The organism is Nocardia sp. NPDC051832, assembly GCF_040681285.1.
In the GTDB taxonomy this organism is placed as follows: Bacteria; Actinomycetota; Actinomycetes; order Mycobacteriales; family Mycobacteriaceae; genus Nocardia.
Window position 1 is genome coordinate 1,423,936 of record NZ_JBFAYL010000002.1, and the last position, 18,505, is coordinate 1,442,440.

At 68.1% G+C, this 18,505-nt stretch carries 19 protein-coding genes; 11 read left to right on the forward strand and 8 right to left on the reverse strand.

The window, feature by feature from the left end:
* Window positions 1-187: 187 nt before the first annotated feature.
* The gene (locus AB0M14_RS16485) at window positions 188-1,027 is read left to right on the forward strand and encodes an AraC family transcriptional regulator (protein ID WP_364995012.1); all 840 of its coding nucleotides are present in this window, start codon (window positions 188-190) and stop codon (window positions 1,025-1,027) included.
* Here AB0M14_RS16485 and AB0M14_RS16490 read toward each other — a convergent pair.
* From AB0M14_RS16490 to AB0M14_RS16500, 3 genes are all read right to left on the reverse strand, one after another.
* The gene (locus AB0M14_RS16490) at window positions 1,008-2,201 is read right to left on the reverse strand and encodes an MFS transporter (RefSeq protein ID WP_364995015.1); all 1,194 of its coding nucleotides are present in this window, start codon (window positions 2,199-2,201) and stop codon (window positions 1,008-1,010) included. The two genes, AB0M14_RS16485 and AB0M14_RS16490, sit on opposite strands and share 20 nt — an antisense overlap.
* Window positions 2,202-2,307: 106 nt before the next feature.
* Window positions 2,308-3,297 (reverse strand): hypothetical protein, encoded by a 990-nt coding sequence (locus AB0M14_RS16495; RefSeq protein ID WP_364995018.1) that lies wholly within the window; start codon window positions 3,295-3,297, stop codon window positions 2,308-2,310.
* Between the two features lie 129 nt (window positions 3,298-3,426).
* Window positions 3,427-4,077: a TVP38/TMEM64 family protein gene (locus tag AB0M14_RS16500; protein ID WP_364995839.1), complete on the reverse strand. Its 651-nt coding sequence runs from the start codon at window positions 4,075-4,077 to the stop codon at window positions 3,427-3,429.
* Between the two features lie 269 nt (window positions 4,078-4,346).
* Between AB0M14_RS16500 and AB0M14_RS16505 the strand changes: the two genes are divergently transcribed.
* The 3 genes from AB0M14_RS16505 (at window position 4,347) to meaB (ending at window position 9,653) form a co-directional block, all read left to right on the forward strand.
* Window positions 4,347-6,206 (forward strand): methylmalonyl-CoA mutase family protein, encoded by a 1,860-nt coding sequence (locus tag AB0M14_RS16505; RefSeq protein ID WP_364995021.1) that lies wholly within the window; start codon window positions 4,347-4,349, stop codon window positions 6,204-6,206.
* Complete coding sequence (scpA, locus tag AB0M14_RS16510) at window positions 6,206-8,470, forward strand: methylmalonyl-CoA mutase (RefSeq protein WP_364995024.1); 2,265 nt, start codon at window positions 6,206-6,208, stop codon at window positions 8,468-8,470. Before AB0M14_RS16505 ends, scpA begins: the two co-directional genes overlap by 1 nt.
* Before the next feature lie 73 nt (window positions 8,471-8,543).
* Window positions 8,544-9,653: a methylmalonyl Co-A mutase-associated GTPase MeaB gene (gene meaB, locus AB0M14_RS16515; protein ID WP_364995026.1), complete on the forward strand. Its 1,110-nt coding sequence runs from the start codon at window positions 8,544-8,546 to the stop codon at window positions 9,651-9,653.
* A gap of 4 nt (window positions 9,654-9,657) precedes the next feature.
* On the opposite strand, the gene AB0M14_RS16520 is transcribed toward meaB, so the two are convergent.
* Window positions 9,658-10,263, reverse strand: coding sequence for a CGNR zinc finger domain-containing protein (locus tag AB0M14_RS16520; RefSeq protein WP_364995028.1), 606 nt, complete (start codon window positions 10,261-10,263; stop codon window positions 9,658-9,660).
* An 89-nt stretch (window positions 10,264-10,352) separates the two neighbouring features.
* Here AB0M14_RS16520 and AB0M14_RS16525 point away from each other — a divergent pair, with 89 nt between their 5' ends.
* Both AB0M14_RS16525 and AB0M14_RS16530 read left to right on the forward strand, forming a co-directional pair.
* The gene (locus AB0M14_RS16525; RefSeq protein WP_364995031.1) at window positions 10,353-11,156 is read left to right on the forward strand and encodes an MBL fold metallo-hydrolase; all 804 of its coding nucleotides are present in this window, start codon (window positions 10,353-10,355) and stop codon (window positions 11,154-11,156) included.
* Window positions 11,153-12,397, forward strand: coding sequence for an MFS transporter (locus AB0M14_RS16530; RefSeq protein ID WP_364995034.1), 1,245 nt, complete (start codon window positions 11,153-11,155; stop codon window positions 12,395-12,397). Before AB0M14_RS16525 ends, AB0M14_RS16530 begins: the two co-directional genes overlap by 4 nt.
* 246 nt (window positions 12,398-12,643) lie before the next feature.
* Here the strand turns inward: AB0M14_RS16530 and AB0M14_RS16535 are convergent, their stop codons facing one another.
* Window positions 12,644-12,991 (reverse strand): cupin domain-containing protein, encoded by a 348-nt coding sequence (locus AB0M14_RS16535; RefSeq protein ID WP_364995037.1) that lies wholly within the window; start codon window positions 12,989-12,991, stop codon window positions 12,644-12,646.
* 64 nt (window positions 12,992-13,055) lie between these two features.
* On the opposite strand from AB0M14_RS16535, the gene AB0M14_RS16540 reads away from it, so the two are divergent.
* Window positions 13,056-14,480: a PLP-dependent aminotransferase family protein gene (locus tag AB0M14_RS16540; protein ID WP_364995040.1), complete on the forward strand. Its 1,425-nt coding sequence runs from the start codon at window positions 13,056-13,058 to the stop codon at window positions 14,478-14,480.
* Window positions 14,481-14,537: 57 nt separating this feature from the next.
* On the opposite strand, the gene AB0M14_RS16545 is transcribed toward AB0M14_RS16540, so the two are convergent.
* The 3 genes from AB0M14_RS16545 to AB0M14_RS16555 form a co-directional block, all read right to left on the reverse strand.
* Entirely contained in the window at window positions 14,538-14,948 is a 411-nt protein-coding gene (locus AB0M14_RS16545) for a type II toxin-antitoxin system VapC family toxin (protein ID WP_364995043.1), read from the reverse strand.
* Window positions 14,945-15,220 carry a type II toxin-antitoxin system Phd/YefM family antitoxin gene (locus AB0M14_RS16550; RefSeq protein ID WP_364995046.1) on the reverse strand — a complete coding sequence of 92 codons (276 nt, stop codon included), beginning with the start codon at window positions 15,218-15,220 and terminating at the stop codon, window positions 14,945-14,947. Before AB0M14_RS16550 ends, AB0M14_RS16545 begins: the two co-directional genes overlap by 4 nt.
* Before the next feature lie 220 nt (window positions 15,221-15,440).
* Window positions 15,441-16,031: a TetR/AcrR family transcriptional regulator gene (locus tag AB0M14_RS16555; protein ID WP_364995049.1), complete on the reverse strand. Its 591-nt coding sequence runs from the start codon at window positions 16,029-16,031 to the stop codon at window positions 15,441-15,443.
* A gap of 49 nt (window positions 16,032-16,080) precedes the next feature.
* Here AB0M14_RS16555 and AB0M14_RS16560 point away from each other — a divergent pair, with 49 nt between their 5' ends.
* From AB0M14_RS16560 to AB0M14_RS16575, 4 genes are all read left to right on the forward strand, one after another.
* Complete coding sequence (locus AB0M14_RS16560) at window positions 16,081-16,479, forward strand: nitroreductase/quinone reductase family protein (RefSeq protein WP_364995053.1); 399 nt, start codon at window positions 16,081-16,083, stop codon at window positions 16,477-16,479.
* A gap of 104 nt (window positions 16,480-16,583) precedes the next feature.
* A complete protein-coding gene (locus tag AB0M14_RS16565; RefSeq protein WP_364995056.1) occupies window positions 16,584-17,321 on the forward strand; it encodes a thioredoxin domain-containing protein in 738 nt (245 codons plus the stop codon).
* A gap of 113 nt (window positions 17,322-17,434) precedes the next feature.
* A complete protein-coding gene (locus AB0M14_RS16570; protein ID WP_364995060.1) occupies window positions 17,435-17,824 on the forward strand; it encodes a hypothetical protein in 390 nt (129 codons plus the stop codon).
* Between the two features lie 23 nt (window positions 17,825-17,847).
* The gene (locus AB0M14_RS16575) at window positions 17,848-18,486 is read left to right on the forward strand and encodes a DUF3558 domain-containing protein (RefSeq protein ID WP_364995062.1); all 639 of its coding nucleotides are present in this window, start codon (window positions 17,848-17,850) and stop codon (window positions 18,484-18,486) included.
* Window positions 18,487-18,505 lie beyond the last annotated feature (19 nt).

Genomic DNA, 18,505 nt, shown 5'->3' on the forward strand with positions numbered 1-18,505 from the left:
CACCCTCTCTCGCTGTGCCAGCAATCGTGGCGAAAACCGCGGTCAGGCTATCCCGATCCTTGACTCATCAACATCCGATTTTTGCCGCGACCCGCTCGGTTCGGCGAGGTCAGCATCCGGGGGTGCATGATCTGCGAGCGTCGAGCATACAGCCGTTGGTACAGTTTTCAACCATGAGGGGCGCACGGTGACGCAGGTCGAGCGCGGCATCGATGACGTGCTCGCCGGTGTGCAGTGGCGTTTCGCGGGGCGTGATGAGTTCACCCTGACCGCAGGTCAGTGGCAATTCATGGCCGAACCGAGCGTGCTGGTCGTGCTCGAGGGGCTCGTTCGCGTCGAAGGGCTCAGTGCGACAGAGGATTTGGCCAGCGGTGACTTCTTGCTGGTTCCCGGTAGCGACCGATTCGCGATCAACGCGCTGGCGGCGGGCACGGTACTGCGCGTGCGGCTCGATCCGGTCGGGACCGGTAGCGCTATGACCGCGTTGCCGCAGCGGCTGTTGCTGACCGATTTCGTCGAGCACACCCCGCTGGCGGCGACGATGATGCGCCATCTGGTCGAGCAATGCCCGGACCCGTTCGGTGTGCAAGGCGACCGGGTCGCCACGTTGATCACGTCGATGGCGATCGAGTCCTGGCATGCCCGCGGGTGCGCCCCGCCGCGGTGGCTGTTGAAGGTGAATGAGCCGGGGGTGGCGCAGGCAGTGGCCGCCATGCACGCCGATCCGGGGCAGGAGTGGACCGTCGAGGCACTGGCGCGCGTCGCGCTGGCATCTCGGTCAGGTTTCGCCGCCCGGTTCCAGGCGGCGACGGGGCTCCCGCCGGGGCGGTATCTGACGAAGCTGAGAGTCGAACGGGCACAACGTTTTCTGGCGGAGACTGAGATCCCGATCGGGGCGGTGGCACGGCGTCTGGGCTACCGGTCGGAGACCGCGTTCGGACGAGCGTTCCGCCGGGATACCGGCCACACGCCGTCGGAATGGCGGCGTGTGGCCCGGAGGTCGTCGGCTAGTGCGGTGCTCGGATGAGCGATGCCCGCACCAGCACCCCGCCGACTATCGCGGCCAGCGCCGCGAACCCGTAGGTGGCGGTGAGCCCGATGCTGTCCACACCGCGACCGCCCACCGCCGAGCCCAGGATGATCGCCAACTGGAAGCTCCCGACGACCAGTCCGCCACCTGCCTCCATCCGCTCGGGCAGCATCCGCGACGCCCACACCTGGACGAGGTTGAGAATTCCGCCGAACGCGGCGCCCCACACCAGCACGGCGAGGTAACCGGGCAACGGAAGTGCCTCGGCCGCGAGTATCACCAGCAGCGAGACTCCGATAGCTACCGGTACCGCGATCAGCAAGGTACCGAGCCGCCGGTCGGCCAGCGACCCGACGACGAAGTTCCCGATCAGGCCGCCGATGCCGAACAAGGCCAGGAGAACGGGGATCACTGCTGGACGGGCGTGCAGAAGTTCGTCCAGGGCAGGACGGATATAGGTGTACCCGGCGAAGTGCCCGGCGATGACCGCTACCACGCTGACCAGGCCGAGCGCCACGCCAGGCGCGCGCAGCGCGGCACCGAGCGCCGCGAACCCGACGCCCTCGCTCGGTGCGATCGGCGGCAATATCATCCGTACCGCGACCGCCGTCGCCACGGTGAGCGCCGCCGCGACGACGAACGTCGCCCGCCAGCCCGCGGCGGCGCTCAACAGCACCCCCAGCGGAACACCGGCGACCGTGGCGACGGTGGTGCCGGCGTTGACGATCATCATCGCCTTACCCAGCCGTTCGGCGGCCACCAGTTGCGACGCGATCACCAGCGCCATCGACCAGTAACCGCCCACTGCCAGCCCGAGCAGCAGTCGCGCGATCAGGAGCAACGCGATGTTCGGTGCCAGCGCCACAACGACATTCGAAGCCGCCGCCGCGATGGTCAACCAGATCAGCAACGTCCGCCGATCGATCCGCGGGAACAGCGCTCCCAACGCGAGCGCGGCGATCAGCGCGGTGAATGCCGTCGCACTCACCGATAACCCCACCACCCCTTCGGGCACCCCGAGGTCGTGCGCGAGCGCTGTGAGTACGCCCGGCGGCAGGAACTCCGCGGTCACCAGCGTGAAGCTGCCGAGGAACATGGTCAGCAAGGCGGGCCAAGCCTTGCGGCGGGCCACCTTTGGTGCGTCGGCTTCGGCCGTCGATCTCGTAGTCATGCCGGATGCAACGACTCGGGACTGTCCTGCGACGCGACTCAAACGCCACAGCGATCGTCCCAAACGCCAACGTGTCCGAGCGACGACTTCGCCGCCCGAAGGTTCCTCAGGGCTCTCGAGCCGCGGGTCTGTCGTCCGGGCGCACCCGGGACGTCCAGTGGCCGTACCGCACAGTCTCCGCGCTCATCCGGTGTGCGGTGAGAAGCCGTGCGAGTTGTTCGAACTCGGTCGGCGTCACGAAGGCCAGGTAGAAGTCTTGCGCGGATTCCAGCGACGCCAGGACGGTACCGAGGGCGAAGGCGCGCTCACCGATCTCTTCGAGGAACTCTTCGACATGACCGACGCGGTAGCCGGCCGGCAGGGCGAAGGTGGCGGCCCAATCCCAGGGCAGCGCTGTGGGATAGGAGTTCAGCGCTGTCAACTGCGCACGGACGGACACGAGATCGGCCTCGCGGGAGATGACCGCGATATCCGCGGTCCCGTTGGGCGATTCGGCGTCGCGAAACGATTCGGGGCCTTCAGGGGTGAGTTGCGCTCGTCGCTGGGCCATGAGGGCCCGCGCGCGGACCCGGTCGTCGGGTTGCCGGCGGGCCCAGTCATGGGAATGGGCCGCGTGCTGTGAGGTTTGGCGCACGATGCGGTCCGGTTCGGGTGGGGCGGGCCAGAACTGGAGGAGGTAGCGGTCCAGCAGTGGCTCCTCGCCGAGTCTGACGTCTGCTTCTTGTGCCTGGTCCATGCCCTTGGCGCAGTAACGCACCCGGTAGTCGAGTCCTTCTTTCAAGTCCAGTTCCCAGAAATCCTCGCCGGCCCACTGCAACAGGAAGCTCTGATCTGAAAGCGGGTAGAAGGAGACTTCCACGACGTCTTCCCAGGACGGATCCAGTGCGGGAGCCTGGCCGCGCACTTCGACAGTGAAGCCGACGCTGCCAGTGTGCAAACCGGTCGACAGGAAAAGTGCGCCGGGTACCGCGGCGCCGCACAGCCCTGAGTTCTGTCCGGCGAATGCCTCGTGCATGCGCGGGCCGAAGTCCCCGGGGTCACTTTCGACATAGATCTGGCCGTAGTGGACGTGCACTTCGCCATCGAGTCTGAACACTGCTCACACCACCGGCAAGTGCGGCCGGGAAAGACTGTGCTGCGGTCTGGTTCTGGAACGGGTCATGGTCGGCAGCGTAGAGAAACCCACCGACACTCAGCTCTGTCCAACCCGAATCCGGCGAGAGCGTCAGTCGCGCACCGGAATTGCGGGCGGCTGCCAGCGGGCGTCGACGATCAGCCCCGCGACGCCGATCGCGAAGCAGACCGCGGTGATGACGTACATCGCGGGATGTGTTCCGCCGGTGAGGGAGTCGGCCAGGATGACGGTGCCGACGGTGCCGGGCACCGAACCCAGCACCGAGGCGATCAGGTACGGCCAGAAGCGGATCGCCGACAGTCCGCAGCAGTAGTTCACGATCGAGAACGGGGCGATCGCGATCATGCGCAGCGATCCGACGGCGAGCCAGCCGCGGCGGGCCAGGCGATCGTTGATGGTGCGCACGGCGGGGTGGGTGAGCCGCGAGGCGACCTGGTCTCGATCCAGGGCCCGCACCAGGAGCAGGGCCAGCGCTGCCGCCGCGGTGGTCGCGACCAAGGCGACCACGAGCCCGAGACCCGCGCCGAAGAGCACCCCGCAGCTCACCGTGAAGACCGACCGGGGCAGCGGAGCCACCGTCGCGACCGCGTAGATGGCGCAGAACAGCAGCGGGAACCACGGACCGAACGAGCCGGCCCACTGCTGGATCTCCACGGGGGTCGGCAGCGGAGCCAGCGATCCGGCCACGAACAGCGCCGCGACCACTGCGAGCAGAACGAGGGTTCGAGGGTTGCGGAGCAGCCGGAACGCTGTCGCCCGCCACGCCGGCGCGGTGCCCGCGCGGCCGGAGGACTCGCTCGCCACCGCGTCCTCGATCAGCTCACTCACCGGCGCCAGGTTACCGGTTGGTAGTGGCGGCCAAGGTCAAGGCTCGGTAAGGGTGCCGCTAGCATCAAAGGGAACGAACGAATGCTCGTTAACTAAAGTGGGCTCTGACCTGGATGTATATCCAGATAAACAGTGTTCACCGAGGGTGCGCCGCTGGCGCGAGTGGAAGAGGGATAGCAGCGATGCCGATTGCTTCAGATCCAGGCGGATCGGAACCGGTGCCGGAGTACGCCGCGTGGCGTAAAGGTGTGGCGGGCGTGCTGGCCAAGGCCCGCAGGGTCGACGCCGCCGACCTGCCGGATGAGCCGGAAAAGCTGCTCGACGAGACCACCTATGACGGGTTGACGATCGCCCCGCTGTACACCCGCCGCGACGAGCTGCCCGAGCAGCCGCTGCCGGGTGCGTTTCCGTTCGTGCGTGGCGGGACCGCCACCCGCGACGTGCATCGCGGCTGGTACGTCAGCGCGTATGTGGCCGGCGACGGCGCCGCGGCGAACCGGGAGATCCTGGCGGGCTTGGAAACCGGCCTCAGCGCGATCTGGCTGGGCGCCGGCGAGCGCGGCGTGCCGGTCGGCGAGCTGCCGACGGCGTTGTCCGGCTTGCTGTTCGAGCTCGCACCGTTGACCCTGGCCGCGGGTAGCGACGTATCGGCCGCCGCCGCACAGGTTTTCGCGGTGCTCGACGAATACCAGGTGGCCGATCGCGCGGCGATCCAGGTCGCGCTCGGCGCCGCCCCGCTGACCAGCCGCTTCGCCGGAACCGCGGACATCGAGCCGGCCGAGGCCGTGCAGCTGGCCGGCCAGGCGATCGCGCGACCGGAGACCGTGCGGGCGATCACCGTGGACGGCACCGTCTTCCACGACGCCGGCGCGGCCGAAGCGCAGGAACTCGGTGCGGCGATCGCCGCCGGCCTGGAGTACCTGCGCCAGCTCACCGCTGCCGGATACGACACCGCGGCCGCGCTGCGGCAGCTGGAATTCCGCTTCGCCGCGACGGACGACCAGTTCGCCACGATCGCGAAATTCCGGGCCGGCCGCCAACTCTGGGCCCGGGTCGCCGAGGTCTGCGGTCTGCCGGACTTCGGCGGTGCGCCGCAGCACGCGGTGACCTCGGCCGCCATGATGAGCCAGCGCGACCCGTGGGTGAACCTGCTGCGCACCACGCTCGCCGCGTTCGGCGCGGGCGTCGGAGGCGCCGACACCGTGACGGTGCTGCCGTTCGACGCCGCGCTGCCGCCGGGCGAACTCGGCGTCTCGAAGTCGTTCTCGGACCGCATGGCTCGCAACACCCAGCTGCTGCTGCTCGAGGAATCCCACCTCGGTTTCGTGCAGGATCCGGGCGCCGGTTCCTGGCACGTGGAAAGCCTCACCGCCGAACTCGCCGCCAAGGCTTGGGAATTCATGCAGGAACTGGAGACCGCGGGCGGCTACCTGGCCGCGCTGGATTCCGGGCTGCTGGCCGAGCGCATCGCCGCGACCAAGGCCGCGCGCGATGCCGATGTGGCGCACCGCAAGACGGCGGTCACCGGCGTCAACGAGTTCCCGAATCTGGCCGAGAAGCCGCTCTCGGCGGCGGCGCGGGAGCCCGGCCGGGTGGCGCGCTATGGCGCCGCGTTCGAGGAGCTGCGTAACCGTTCGGATGCCTATCTGGCCGAGCAGGGCGCGCGCCCGAAGGCGCTGCTGGTGCCGCTCGGCAGCGTCGCCGAACACAACGTGCGGGTCACGTTCATCGCGAACCTGCTCGCCTCGGGCGGGATCGAATCGATCAACCCGGGCCCGCTGACGGTCGAGGGCATCGCCGCGGCCGCAAAAGAATCCGGCGCTTCGATCGCGGTGCTGTGCGGCGCGGACAAGCGCTACGGCGAAGAAGCCGGTGCGGCGGCGACGCAGCTGCGCGCCGCCGGCGTGGACACGGTGCTGCTGGCCGGTGCGGCGAAAGCCGTTGCCGCGCTGAGCGATGCCGAGCGGCCCGACGGCTATCTGGCCGCGAAGATCGACGCGGTCGCGGCGCTATCCGGCCTGCTGGAGAAGGTGGGAGCCTGATGACAATGTCGGAAATCAAGCATGTGATCGGCAATTTCGCCGAGGTGCCGCTGCACGAGCACGCCCCCGAGGCCGCCGCGGTGGACGCCGCGCAGGTCGAGGCGTACATCGCGGGCGCGGCCGAGGCGAATCACTACGCGCCGAGCCAGCTGTCCTGGCCGACCCCGGAGGGCATCGACGTGCCGCCGGTGTTCACCAAGGCCGACCGGGATGCCGTTGTGGCCGAGGGCTATCCGCTCGACAGCGTGCCGGGTATCGCGCCGTTCCTGCGCGGCCCGTACCCCACGATGTACGTCAACCAGCCGTGGACCATCCGCCAGTACGCGGGCTTCTCCACCGCCGCCGACTCCAATGCCTTCTACCGCCGCAACCTGCAAGCCGGGCAGAAGGGCCTCTCGGTCGCCTTCGACCTGGCCACGCACCGCGGTTACGACTCCGATCACCCGCGCGTACAGGGTGACGTGGGTATGGCCGGCGTCGCGATCGACTCGATCCTGGACATGCGCCAGCTCTTCGATCACATTCCGCTGGACCAGGTTTCGGTCTCGATGACGATGAACGGCGCGGTACTGCCGATTCTCGCGCTCTACGTGGTCGCCGCCGAGGAACAGGGCGTCGGGCCCGAGCAGCTGGCCGGAACCATTCAGAACGACATTCTGAAAGAGTTCATGGTCCGCAATACCTACATCTATCCGCCGAAACCGTCGATGCGGATCATCTCCGACATCTTCGCCTACACCAGCGCGAAGATGCCGAAGTTCAACTCGATCTCGATCTCCGGCTATCACATCCAGGAAGCCGGTGCGACCGCCGATCTGGAGCTGGCCTACACCCTCGCCGACGGCGTCGAGTACATCCGTGCCGGGATCGACGCGGGCATGGAGGTGGACAAGTTCGCGCCGCGGCTATCGTTCTTCTGGGCGATCGGCATGAACTTCTTCATGGAGGTCGCGAAACTGCGGGCGGGACGGCTGCTCTGGAGTGAGCTGGTCGCCAAGTTCGAGCCCAAGAGCGCGAAATCGCTGTCGCTGCGCACCCATTCGCAGACCTCGGGCTGGTCGCTGACCGCGCAGGACGCCTACAACAACGTGGCGCGCACCTGCATCGAGGCGATGGCCGCGACCCAGGGGCACACCCAGTCGCTGCACACCAACGCCCTGGACGAGGCGCTGGCGCTGCCCACGGACTTCTCCGCCCGGATCGCCCGCAACACCCAGCTGCTGATCCAGCAGGAGTCCAACACCACCCGGCCGATCGATCCGTGGGGCGGTTCCTACTATGTGGAATGGCTGACCCACCAGCTGGCCAACCGGGCCCGCGCGCACATCGCCGAGGTCGAGGCGCACGGCGGTATGGCCCAGGCCATCGGCGAGGGCATTCCGAAGCTGCGCATCGAAGAGGCCGCCGCCCGGACCCAGGCGCGCATCGACACCGGCCAGCAGCCGGTGATCGGCGTCAACAAGTACCAGGCCGAGGAGGACCAGCAGGTCGAGGTCCTCAAGGTCGAGAACTCGCGGGTGCGGGCCGAGCAGATCGAGAAGCTGGAACGCCTGCGCGCCGAACGGGATCCGGACGCGGTGCGCCGCGCGCTGGACGAATTGACCCGGGCCGCAGGCTCTTCGGCGGGCGGTATGGAGAACAACCTGCTCGCCCTCGCCGTGAATGCGGCGCGCGCCAAGGCCACCGTCGGCGAGATCTCCGACGCGCTGGAGAAGGTATACGGCAGGCACCAGGCCGAAATCCGTACGCTCTCCGGTGTGTACCGCGACGAAGCCGGGAAATCCACCAACATCACCAAGGCCATCGAGCTGGTCGAGGAATTCGCCGAAGCCGAGGGCAGGCGTCCGCGCATCCTGGTCGCCAAGATGGGACAGGACGGGCACGACCGCGGCCAGAAGGTGATCGCCACCGCCTTCGCCGATCTCGGCATGGACGTCGATGTGGGCCCGCTGTTCCAGACCCCCGAAGAGGTGGCGCGGCAGGCGGCCGACAACGACGTGCACCTCGTCGGCGTCTCCTCGCTCGCCGCGGGCCACCTCACGCTGGTGCCCGCTTTGAAGCAGGCGCTGGCCGAGGTCGGGCGGCCCGACATCCTGGTCATCGTGGGCGGCGTGATTCCGCCCGGTGACTTCGACGAGCTCTACCAGGCGGGTGCGGCGGCCATCTTCCCGCCGGGCACGGTCATCGCCGACGCCGCCATCGATCTGATCAAGAAGCTGGCTCTTTCGCTGGGCCACGAGATCGGTTCCGGCACGGCCGAATGAGCGAGCGCTGCGAGCGAGACATGGGCCGGCGCGCGACGCGCACGCCGGGGCCGATCGCCGGCGAGGCGGAGGCATGAGCGACGCCGGACGCGGAGCCGGGGAGGGTGCGAATCATCCCCGGCTCGGCACCACCGCCGGGGTGGCGTTGCCGGGTCAGGTGACCCCCGGGGTCGCCGCCGGCGTGCGGCGCAGTATCGATGTGGCCGATTTGGCGGAGCGGATCCGAGGCGGCGAGCGCGCCGCCCTGGCGCGGGGTATCACGCTGGTCGAGTCGACGCGGGCCGATCATCGGGCGCTGGCTCAACAGCTGCTCTTGCGGTTGACACCCGAGGCCGCGAATTCCGAAGCCGGCGCGGTGTCGAATCGTGTTGGTATCACCGGTGTTCCGGGCGTCGGCAAGTCGACGTTCATCGACGCGCTCGGCATGCGCCTGATCGGGCAGGGTCATCGGGTCGCGGTGCTGGCGGTCGACCCGTCCTCCACCCGCACCGGTGGTTCCATCCTCGGCGACAAGACTCGGATGGCACGGCTCTCGCTGGAGCGTGACGCCTACATCCGGCCGTCGCCGACCGCGGGCACCCTCGGCGGTGTCGCCAAGGCGACCCGCGAGACCATCGTGCTGCTCGAAGCCGCGGGTTACGACGTGATCCTGGTGGAGACCGTCGGTGTCGGCCAATCGGAAGTGACCGTCGCGAACATGGTCGACGTGTTCTGCTTCCTGACGCTGGCCCGCACCGGAGATCAGTTGCAGGGCATCAAGAAAGGCGTCCTGGAACTGGCCGACCTGGTCGCGGTCAACAAGGCCGACGGCAAGCACGAGCTGGAAGCCAAGTCGGCCGCCCGCGAACTGACCGGCGCGCTGCGGCTGATCCATCCGCACGACGCGCTCTGGCGCCCACCGGTTCTGACCATGAGCGGTCTGGAAGGCGTTGGCCTGGACAAGTTCTGGGACACCGTCCTGGACCATCGCCGGGTCCTCACCGATGCGGGGGAGTTCGACGAGAAGCGCCGCCGCCAGCAGGTCGACTGGACTTGGACCATGGTGCACGACCAGCTGCTGCGCCGCCTCGCCGACAACCCCAACGTGAAAGCCATTCGGGCACAGGTGGAGACGCAGGTCCGTGCGGGAACGCTGACCGCCGCCCTGGCCGCCGAGCAACTCCTCGACGCCTTCGACAGCTGATCGATCAATCGGGGTCTGTCCGCGGCTGAGTACGCCGGGTGTAGGCACGGGCCGCGCGAACTCGGTCGCCGCAACGGGTCGAGCACCAGTGCCGGCGGCCGTGGCGGATCAGGTAGCGGTTGCACGGGGGTGAATCGCAAGTCGTGAGCGCGCCCGCGTCCGGTCCGGTGAGGAGGTCGGCGGTGTCGGCCGCGAGTGTCGCGAGCGCGCGGTCGAGGATCTCGCCGGGCGGGCAGGTCTGTGCGCGAAACGGGCCGCGCTGCTCGTCCCACTCGAGCAGGGCCGCGGTAGGGGTTCTGCGCATCGCGTCGTTGACAGCGGACAGTGCCGTGGGCAGGGCGGGCAGGCCTGCGGTGTGGGCGGCGAACAACGCTCGGACATGTTCGCGCAGCGCGCGTAGCTGCGTCGTGCACATCTCTCGCAGGCCGGCGTCGGCGGGCGCGAGATCGTGCGCGGTGAGCCAGCGATTCGTCGCTTCGGGCGTGCCGAGCAGGTCGAGGAACCGGTCGCCGGGCAGCGCGATGGCGCTGTTGGCGAAGTCGAGCGCGCGGTACTGCTCGGCCCCTGGTGCGGGCGGGAGCCCGCGGGCGGCGGTCAGGGTCTCGCTCATGATTCTCATGGTACATCTTGTGTTTATCCGTGAGAACTGCCTACGATCTCTCACGGATAGATTTGAGATTGCCCGTGAGGAGTTCGTTCGTGGTTTCCGTAGCTGCCGCCGATCAGCATGTCCCAGTACACGTTCTGGGCGGCCCGACCGCCCTCCTCGAATACGGCGGGTTGCGCTTCCTCACCGACCCGACCTTCGACGAACCCCGTGACTATCAGCAGGGCGGCGGCCGGCTGACCAAGACCGCAGCCGCCGCCGTGGCACCGGCCGACCTCGGCCGGATCGACGTCGTGCTCCTTTCCCATGACGAGCACCCGGACAATCTCGACGAATCCGGACGGGCGATGCTTGCCGGAGTCCCGCTCACCCTCACTACCCCCGGCGGCGCGCGGCGGCTCGGGAACGGCGCGGTGGGGCTGGCGGATTGGGAGTCGATCGAACTGGACCGCCCCGGCGGCGGGGTGATCTCGGTGACCGGGGTGCCCGCCATCCACGGGCCGGGCGCACGCGAGCAGGTCGAACCGATCACCGGCCAAGTCGTCGGATTCATCCTGACCGGTGCGGGGCTGCCCAGCGTCTACGTCAGCGGCGACAATGCCTCGCTCGACGCGGTCCGGGAGATCGCCGATCGCTTCGGTCCCGTGGACACGGCCGTCCTCTTCGCCGGGGCGCCCCGCTTCCCGTTCCTTTTCGACGGTGCGCCACTCGTGCTCGACAGCGTCCAAACCGTCGTGGCCGCAACGATTCTCGGTGCCAGGCGGGTAGTCCCGGTGCACTTCGAAGGGTGGGCGCATTTCACCGAGGGGCGGGCCGCGCTGGCCGCCGCCTTCGCCGCGGCTGGGGAACGGGACCGGCTGGACCTGGATATGACGACCGAGTCGACCCGCTCGTGACTGTCGCACCCACGCCGACCGTCGACCTGGCGCAGGTCCAACGCCGGACCCTGCGGGTCTTGGTCGCCGCGCAAGCCTTCAGCGGCGCTGGGCTGGCCGCCGGAGTCACCGTCGGCGCCTTGCTCGCGCAGGACATGCTCGACTCCACCAGCCTGGCCGGTCTGCCCGGTGCGCTCGCGACCGGCGGTTCCGCGCTCGCCGCCGTTGCCGTCGGGCGGATTTCGCAGGCGCGCGGCCGGGGACCCGGCCTCGTCGCCGGGTATCTGACCGGTGCGCTCGGCAGCGTCGGCGTCATCGCGGCCGCGGTCGCCGGTAATCCGGCCCTGATGTTCTTCGCACTGTTCGTCTATGGCGCGGGCACCTCGACCAATCTGCAAGCGCGTTACGCGGGAGCCGATTTGGCGGGTCCCGCCCACCGCGCCCGCGCCGTGTCCACCGTGCTGGTCGCCACCACGCTGGGCGGTGTGGTCGGTCCCAATCTCACCGCGCCGACCGGCGAACTCGCGCACGCGCTCGGCATCCCGCATTTGGCCGGACCGTTTCTTCTGGCCGCTGTCGCATATGCGATGGCGGCGATAGTCCTGGCCGTCTGGTTGCGCCCCGACCCGCTGCTGCTCGCGCGGACGCTGGACGCAGAACGCGCCGCCGAGGCGCCGGACGATCCGGGGCGGCCCGCGACCCGAAGGCGCGGCGCCGGTGTGCTGGTCGGTGTGCTCGTCATGGTGCTCACCCAATTCGTCATGGTCGCGATCATGACGATGACGCCGGTCCACATGGACCAGCACGGTCACGGCACCGCCGCGGCCGGCCTTGTCATCGCCATTCACATCGGCGCGATGTATCTGCCCTCGCCCGTGACCGGCCGCCTCGTCGATCGCTACGGCCGCCACGCCATCGCGGCCGTCTCCGGGTTGACGCTGCTGGCGGCGGGTATCGTCGCCGCCATCGCACCTGCCGACTCCGTGGCCCAATTGGCTTTCGCCCTAGCGCTATTGGGTGTCGGCTGGAATCTGGGTCTGGTCACCGGCACCGCCATCATCGCCGACGCCGTCCCGCTGGCGACCCGCGCCAGAACGCAGGGCGTGGTCGACTTGGCGGTCGCGCTGGCGGGTGCGGCCGGTGGCACCGCCTCGGGTCTGGTGGTCGCCGCGGTCGGGTATCCGCTGCTGGCCATCGGCGGTGGCATTCTGGCGCTGGCGATCATGCCCGCGGTCCTCGTCGCGCGCGGCGCCCCGCGGTAGATTGACCGGCTCGCGATCATCGGCAGCTAAATGGCTGGATTCGTGCACCGGTGGGACCGTAGAGTCCGGGGGGACGGGCCGGAGACGATCGGTTATCGGCCACGCAGGAGATTGTGGGTTCGATTCCCGCCGGGGGCGCGAAGCTCCCGTGGCCTAATTGGAAAGGCGCCTGCTTTATATTTCCGGTCGGCACCACCATGACCGTCGGTGGGCCAGGGGATCTTGCGGGATCCCCTGGCGCACAGGTCAGTTCCCGTACTGTGCGGTTTCCGGACGTTCGATGAGCACGACGTGGGCGGGGCTGTCGGCGACCGGGCGGTGACGAACGCCCTTCGGGACGACGTAGAGTTCGCCGGCGCGCAGGACGACTGGCGGCTGATCCGCCAGCTCGATTCGGAAGGCGCCGTCCCAGCACAGGAACAACTCGTCCTCGTCGTGGTGGTGCCAGGGGAATTCGCCGTGCAGTTGAGCTACCCGGACGACGGTGTCGTTGACGAGGGCGAGCTCGCGCTGCTGGAACGGGCCGGGTAGAGCGGCGATCGCCTCGATGACGGAGACGGCCGCGGTGGCTGGGGCGCTGATGTTTTCGCTCATGGGAGCAATGGTCGGGCAGGCGCGTTCGCCCGCACAGAGCCAATCGGGCAGAATTGGTTTGGTTATGGAGCCAATTGATGTGCCGGAGCGGTTGGGCCGGTGGTCCTCGGGCCGCGGGTCGTTGTATGTGCTGCTCGCCGCGCGCCTGCGGCAGCTGATCGATGACGGGGAGCTGCCGCCGGGCACGTCGTTGCCGCCGGATCGGCAGTTCGCGGCCGACCTCGCGGTGGGGCGAAGTACCGTGGTCGCCGCCTACGATCAGCTGGCGGCCGAAGGGCGGATCGTGCGGCGACAGGGGAGTGGGACCAGGGTCGCGGGTTCAGCCGAAACAGCGGTACCCGACACCACCAGCGCGCCGATGTTCCTGCACCTGATCGAGCCTCGGCCCGAGGTGATTTCGCTGGCCTGCGCAGCGCCGGACGCGCCGCCGCCGGAGATCGCGGCGGCGTACGCGCGGATCGTGCCGGAACTGGCCGCGATGACCGGCGAAATCGGTTACCACCCAGCCGGTTACCTGCCACTGCGCGCCGCGATCGCCGAACGCTACACCCGGCTCGGCGCGCCGACTCGGCCGGAGCAGATCCTCGTCACCAACGGCGGCCAGCAGGCGCTGACCCTGCTCGCCCGCGCCCATCTCCGGCCAGGGGACGGCGTTTTGCTCGAAACGCCCACCTATCCAGGTGCTTTGGCGGCGTTCCACGAGGCGTCCGCGGTGCTGCGGCCCCTGCCGCTGGGCCTGAGCGGCTTCGAGGCCGCCGCACGCACGCACCGTCCGAAGCTCGCTTACGTCACCCCGACCTTCCACAACCCCACCGGCACAGTCCTTTCCGCGCTCGTCCGCCGCCGGCTCGCCGAAGCGGCCGAAGCGGCCGGGGTTCCCCTCGTCGTCGACGAAGTCCTCGCCGACCTCGCCTTCCCCGGCGAACTCACCCCACCGCCGGTCGCTGCCGACGTCGACTCGGTCCTCACCATCAGTTCACTGAGCAAGAACCTCTGGGGCGGTCTCCGAGTCGGCTGGATCCGCGCCAGCCCCGCCCTGGTCGCGCGCTTGGCCCGCCTGCGCGCGGTCGACGACCTCGGCGGAAACCTCCCCGCCCAAATGGCCGCCGTGCACCTGCTCGCAGACCTCGACACGCTGTGCCGTACCCACGCCGCCGAACGAAAAGCCGCCCACGACAAGTTGTTGGCGGCTCTGTCCACCCACCTCCCGGACTGGCGCCCCACTCCGGTCCGGGGCGGCCAATCCCTCTGGATCCGCCTGCCGCACGGCGACGGCGACTCTTTCGCCCAAACCGCCCTCCGCCACAACATCGCCATCCTGGCCGGCAACGGCCTCGACATCACCGGCGCCGGCAACGACCACATCCGCCTGCACTTCCGGCACCGTCCCGAAGTGCTGCAAGAAGCGGTTTCTCGCCTGGCTACCGCCTGGCACGCCTACCGTCCGCCGGCTCGCAGAACAGCGCCCCCACCAGCGTTCGCGATCTAGAAACTCGATCCGTATATCGAATGCGCTATTACCAGCGGGGTGCTGTTCTATCCGGAATCATTCGAATGGGTTGACGGTCGGGACTCCCGAGGATTCGAAGTCCTTGGTGTTGCCGGTCACGATCGTCAGTCCGTGATTCAGCGCGGTTGCGGCGATCCAGGAATCGCACGTCGCCATTGGCTGTCGAGGACTGAGTTCGGCCCACGAGCGCGCCACGTCGATTGTCACCGGCAGGATTCGGTCACTGAAGAACGACTCCAGCTCAGCCACTTTTTGTTCGATCCGCACTGCTTGGTCGAAATCCTTGCGGTTTCGCAGCAGCGTGATGCCCCGCCTCATCTCTCCGACCGTGATCACGCTGATCCACCGCTCGTCTTGTGCGGTCCGCCCGACCCAATCCGGCACGGACTTTTTCGGTCGCTGTTTGCAGAGCTCGGACAAGACGTTGGTGTCGAGCAGGTACCTCATTCGTCCACCCCGAAGACATCACGCGGAAGGCTGTTCTTGCGTTCCGCGATCACTTCGTTGAGCACATCCGCGACCTCGTCGCCTAAGCCGACGAAACTCATCAGGTACTCGTTGAACGTGATTTTCGGCTGGGTCAGCCGCCGATACTCGCTGATACCGATTACGACGGCGACTTCCTCGCCGTGTTTGGTGATAGTTTGCGGGCCTTCGATTTCCACTGCGCGTAACACCTCCGAGAATCGCTGCTTAGCCTCTTGGACTTGCCATTTCATGAGTCGACCTCCTCGGCATCCAATGAGTTAAGTAGCTGCAGCGGTCGCTTGCGTGCGACCGTCATGTACCGATTCAGAACCCTCGGTACCCTCGGTTTGTCCCGATCACCGTGAGCGGCAGCGAACCATCGGGAATCTTCGCTGTCACAGAATGATGCCGCGTATCTGGACAGACTAGACCGAATTTCTGCCGCCGTCGAGGTCCAAGGCTTTTCGGGGTTCATGGTGCTGCGCGCAATTGGGTGGTCAAGGCGGCGGCGAGGTCGGTGGCGGTGGTGTGTAAGGCGTTGGGGCGGAAGAGGATTTGGTACCAGAGGACGCCGAAGGCTTGGTCGACGGCCAGGGGGATGGGGGCGGTGGCGGGGATTTCGCCGCGGGCGTGGGCGCGCTCGATCAGGGCCGTGAGGGCGGTGCGGCGCTGGGCGAGGAAGGCGTCGAGGGCTTCGGCGAGGTTCGGGTCGTCTTGGGCGGCGACGGCGGCGGTGATCAGGGCGCGCCGGTTGCGTTCGAGCGCGGCGGCTTCGAAGGTGGCGCGGAGGAATTGCTCGAGGTCGGAGCGCAGCGCGCCGGTGTCCGGGACCGCGACGGCGTGTTCGGCGCTGTGTATCAGGGCGTCGAGCAGGACGGCGTCCTTGGAGGACCACCAGCGGTAGATGGTTTGGCGGCCGACCCCGGCGTGCGCGGCGAGGCGATCGATGGTGACGCCCGTGGCGCCGTGTTCGGCGAGGAGTTCGGTTGCGGCGCTGAGGATTGCGGCACGGGCCTCCTCGTTGCGGCGGGAACCGGTGTGCGGGCGGCGGGGCGTCGGCATGAGAACAGCATAGCTTGACGAGACTGTTAGTCTCGACAACACTCGGAGTATGGCTACAGCAACGAAATCCTGGCGGCTTCGGTTCGACCATTTGTTTCATCGACGCCTCGCGAATCCCATCGCCACTCGTACGCCGGGGCAGATCCTCTTGGAGACGCTCGGGCGCAAATCCGGGCAACCGCGGCAGACGCCGGTGGGCGGGAAGATCGACGGCGCGCATTTCTGGATGGTGTCCAACCATGGCGATCAGTCCGACTACGTGCGAAACATCAAGGCCAACCCCGCGGTTCGCGTTCGCGTCGGCGGGACCTGGCACAACGGCATCGCCCGGCCGATGCCCGAGGACGACGCGCTGGCACGCTTGAAGACGCTGCCGCGCATGAACAGTGCCGTCGTCCGGGCGCTCGGCACCAATCTGCTGACTATCCGGATCGACCTCACCACCTGAAATCTGTGCGCACGCTGAGAGCGGGTCGGCCGGTGCTCGGGCTGGTGGGCAGTGCCGATTAGGGTGGCTGGGCGAATTTCTTCGGCTAGCGAAAGTGATGGTGCGTGACGGTGAACGCCTACCCGGGCGCGGGGACTCCTCCGCAGCGCAATGACCGCAAGCTTCTGATCCAGGTGCTGGTGGCGGTCGCTTTGGTGACGGTGATCGCGGTGGTCGGCGCGGTGCTGGTGCTGCGCAAGACCGCGACCGCGGACGATACGGTCGCCGGGCAGGCGCTGCCGGTGACGCCGCGGAACGTGGCCGCCGACGGGTCTGTGCGCGTGGGGGATTCGGACGCGAAGGTGACGGTGCGGTTGGTCGCGGACCTGCAATGCCCGGCCTGCCAGGCGTTCGAGAAGTTGAATGGCGCGGTGCTCGAGGACGTCGTGGCCAAGGGTGAGGCCGCCGTCGAGTACAGCATCATCACCTTCCTGGACCGCGCCTCGACCGATCAGTACTCCTCGCGCGCGGGCAACGCGTCCTACTGTGTCGCCAATACCGGCACCGAGAACTACCAGAAGTGGCTGAAAGCCATGTTCGAGCAGCAGCCGCACGAAGGCGGCGCCGGACTGCCCGACAGCACACTGATCGATATCGCCGAGCGCGCCGGCTACACCGATCCCGCAGTCGCACAGTGCATCACCGAACGCACCTACGACAACTACCTGCGCGGGAAAACCCAGGAGGTCTTCGCCACCGGCGTGAACTCCACCCCCACCGTCCTGGTCAACGGCACCAAGGTCCCCAACAGCCAACTCGGCACCCAGAACGGCCTCGCCGCCGTCATCGCCGCCGCCCGCTGACCCGCCGCCCCTTCCGCCACACCCGGATTCGGCCGAAATTACCGGCCGATGGAACCTGTGCACCCGCCCATGCGTCTCTATGATCAAGCGGAACCAGCGGAAGGGGCGTGACGGTGGCGATAGCAAGCCCGTTCGGGGCATACATCGAGGACGCGAAAACGGGGGCGTTGGCGGTGCGGATGGAACCACAGGTGTTCCTCGACATCGACAAGGCCTGCCAGGACCTGATCATCGAACTGTCCACGGTCCAGAACGACGCGCGCGCCCTAGGCGAGCGAGCGTCCTGGGGCCTCGGTGAAGACAACCCGCGCCTGTGGTCGGCGATCGAACTGGTGAAGTTTTTCCGGGAGAAGGCGTTCGGTGGACCGAACAACGCCTACGACACGCTCGCGGACTACATCGCCGTCGCCACCGAGATCCAGTCGCTGTTCAAGACGATCCAGGAAACCTACGAGCGCACCGACGAAGACTTCGCCCGCCGCCTCCGCGAGCTGCGCGTATGAATACCGGCACGAGCACATCGCGAATGGCGCACCAGGGCAGGGCTTCTCGGCGTTCGCCGCACTCCAGCGTCGCCCGCCGTGGGATCCTGCGTGCGAGTTGGTTGCTGTGCACGGGCGCGGTGGCCGTGCTTGCCGCTGCCTGCACCAGCGATCCCGCCGACCCACCGCCCACCACCTCGGCCGGCGCTCCCTCGACCTCGGCGGCGAAAACCACAGGCGCGGCAACGACTACGCCTACCTCGTCCGCCTCCTTCGACCCCTGCACCGCACTGACCTCCGACTTCCTGGCCCAGCACCAATGGAACGCACGTCCACCCGCGCAGCGCCAAGACCAAGTCGGCGGTTTCACCTGGCAGGGCTGCCTGTACGTCGCGAAAACCACTTACACCTTCCGAGTCCAGACCAGCAACGCCACCCTCACCCAAGTCCGCGAAAAGTTCCCCACCGCAGCCGATCTCACCATCAGCGGCCGAAAGGCCCTGCGCTACGAAGCCCGCCCCGACGTACCGGGTGGCTGCACCATCAACATCGAACTACAGTCCGGCTCACTGTCGATCCTCGTCGACGACCCCCGCAGCACCCACCCCCGCAAACTCAGCCCCTGCGACAACGCCAAAGAGATCGCTGAGGCAGTGGCACCCCTGCTTCCATCGGGAAGCTGACTGCCGCTTTTGCCCAACG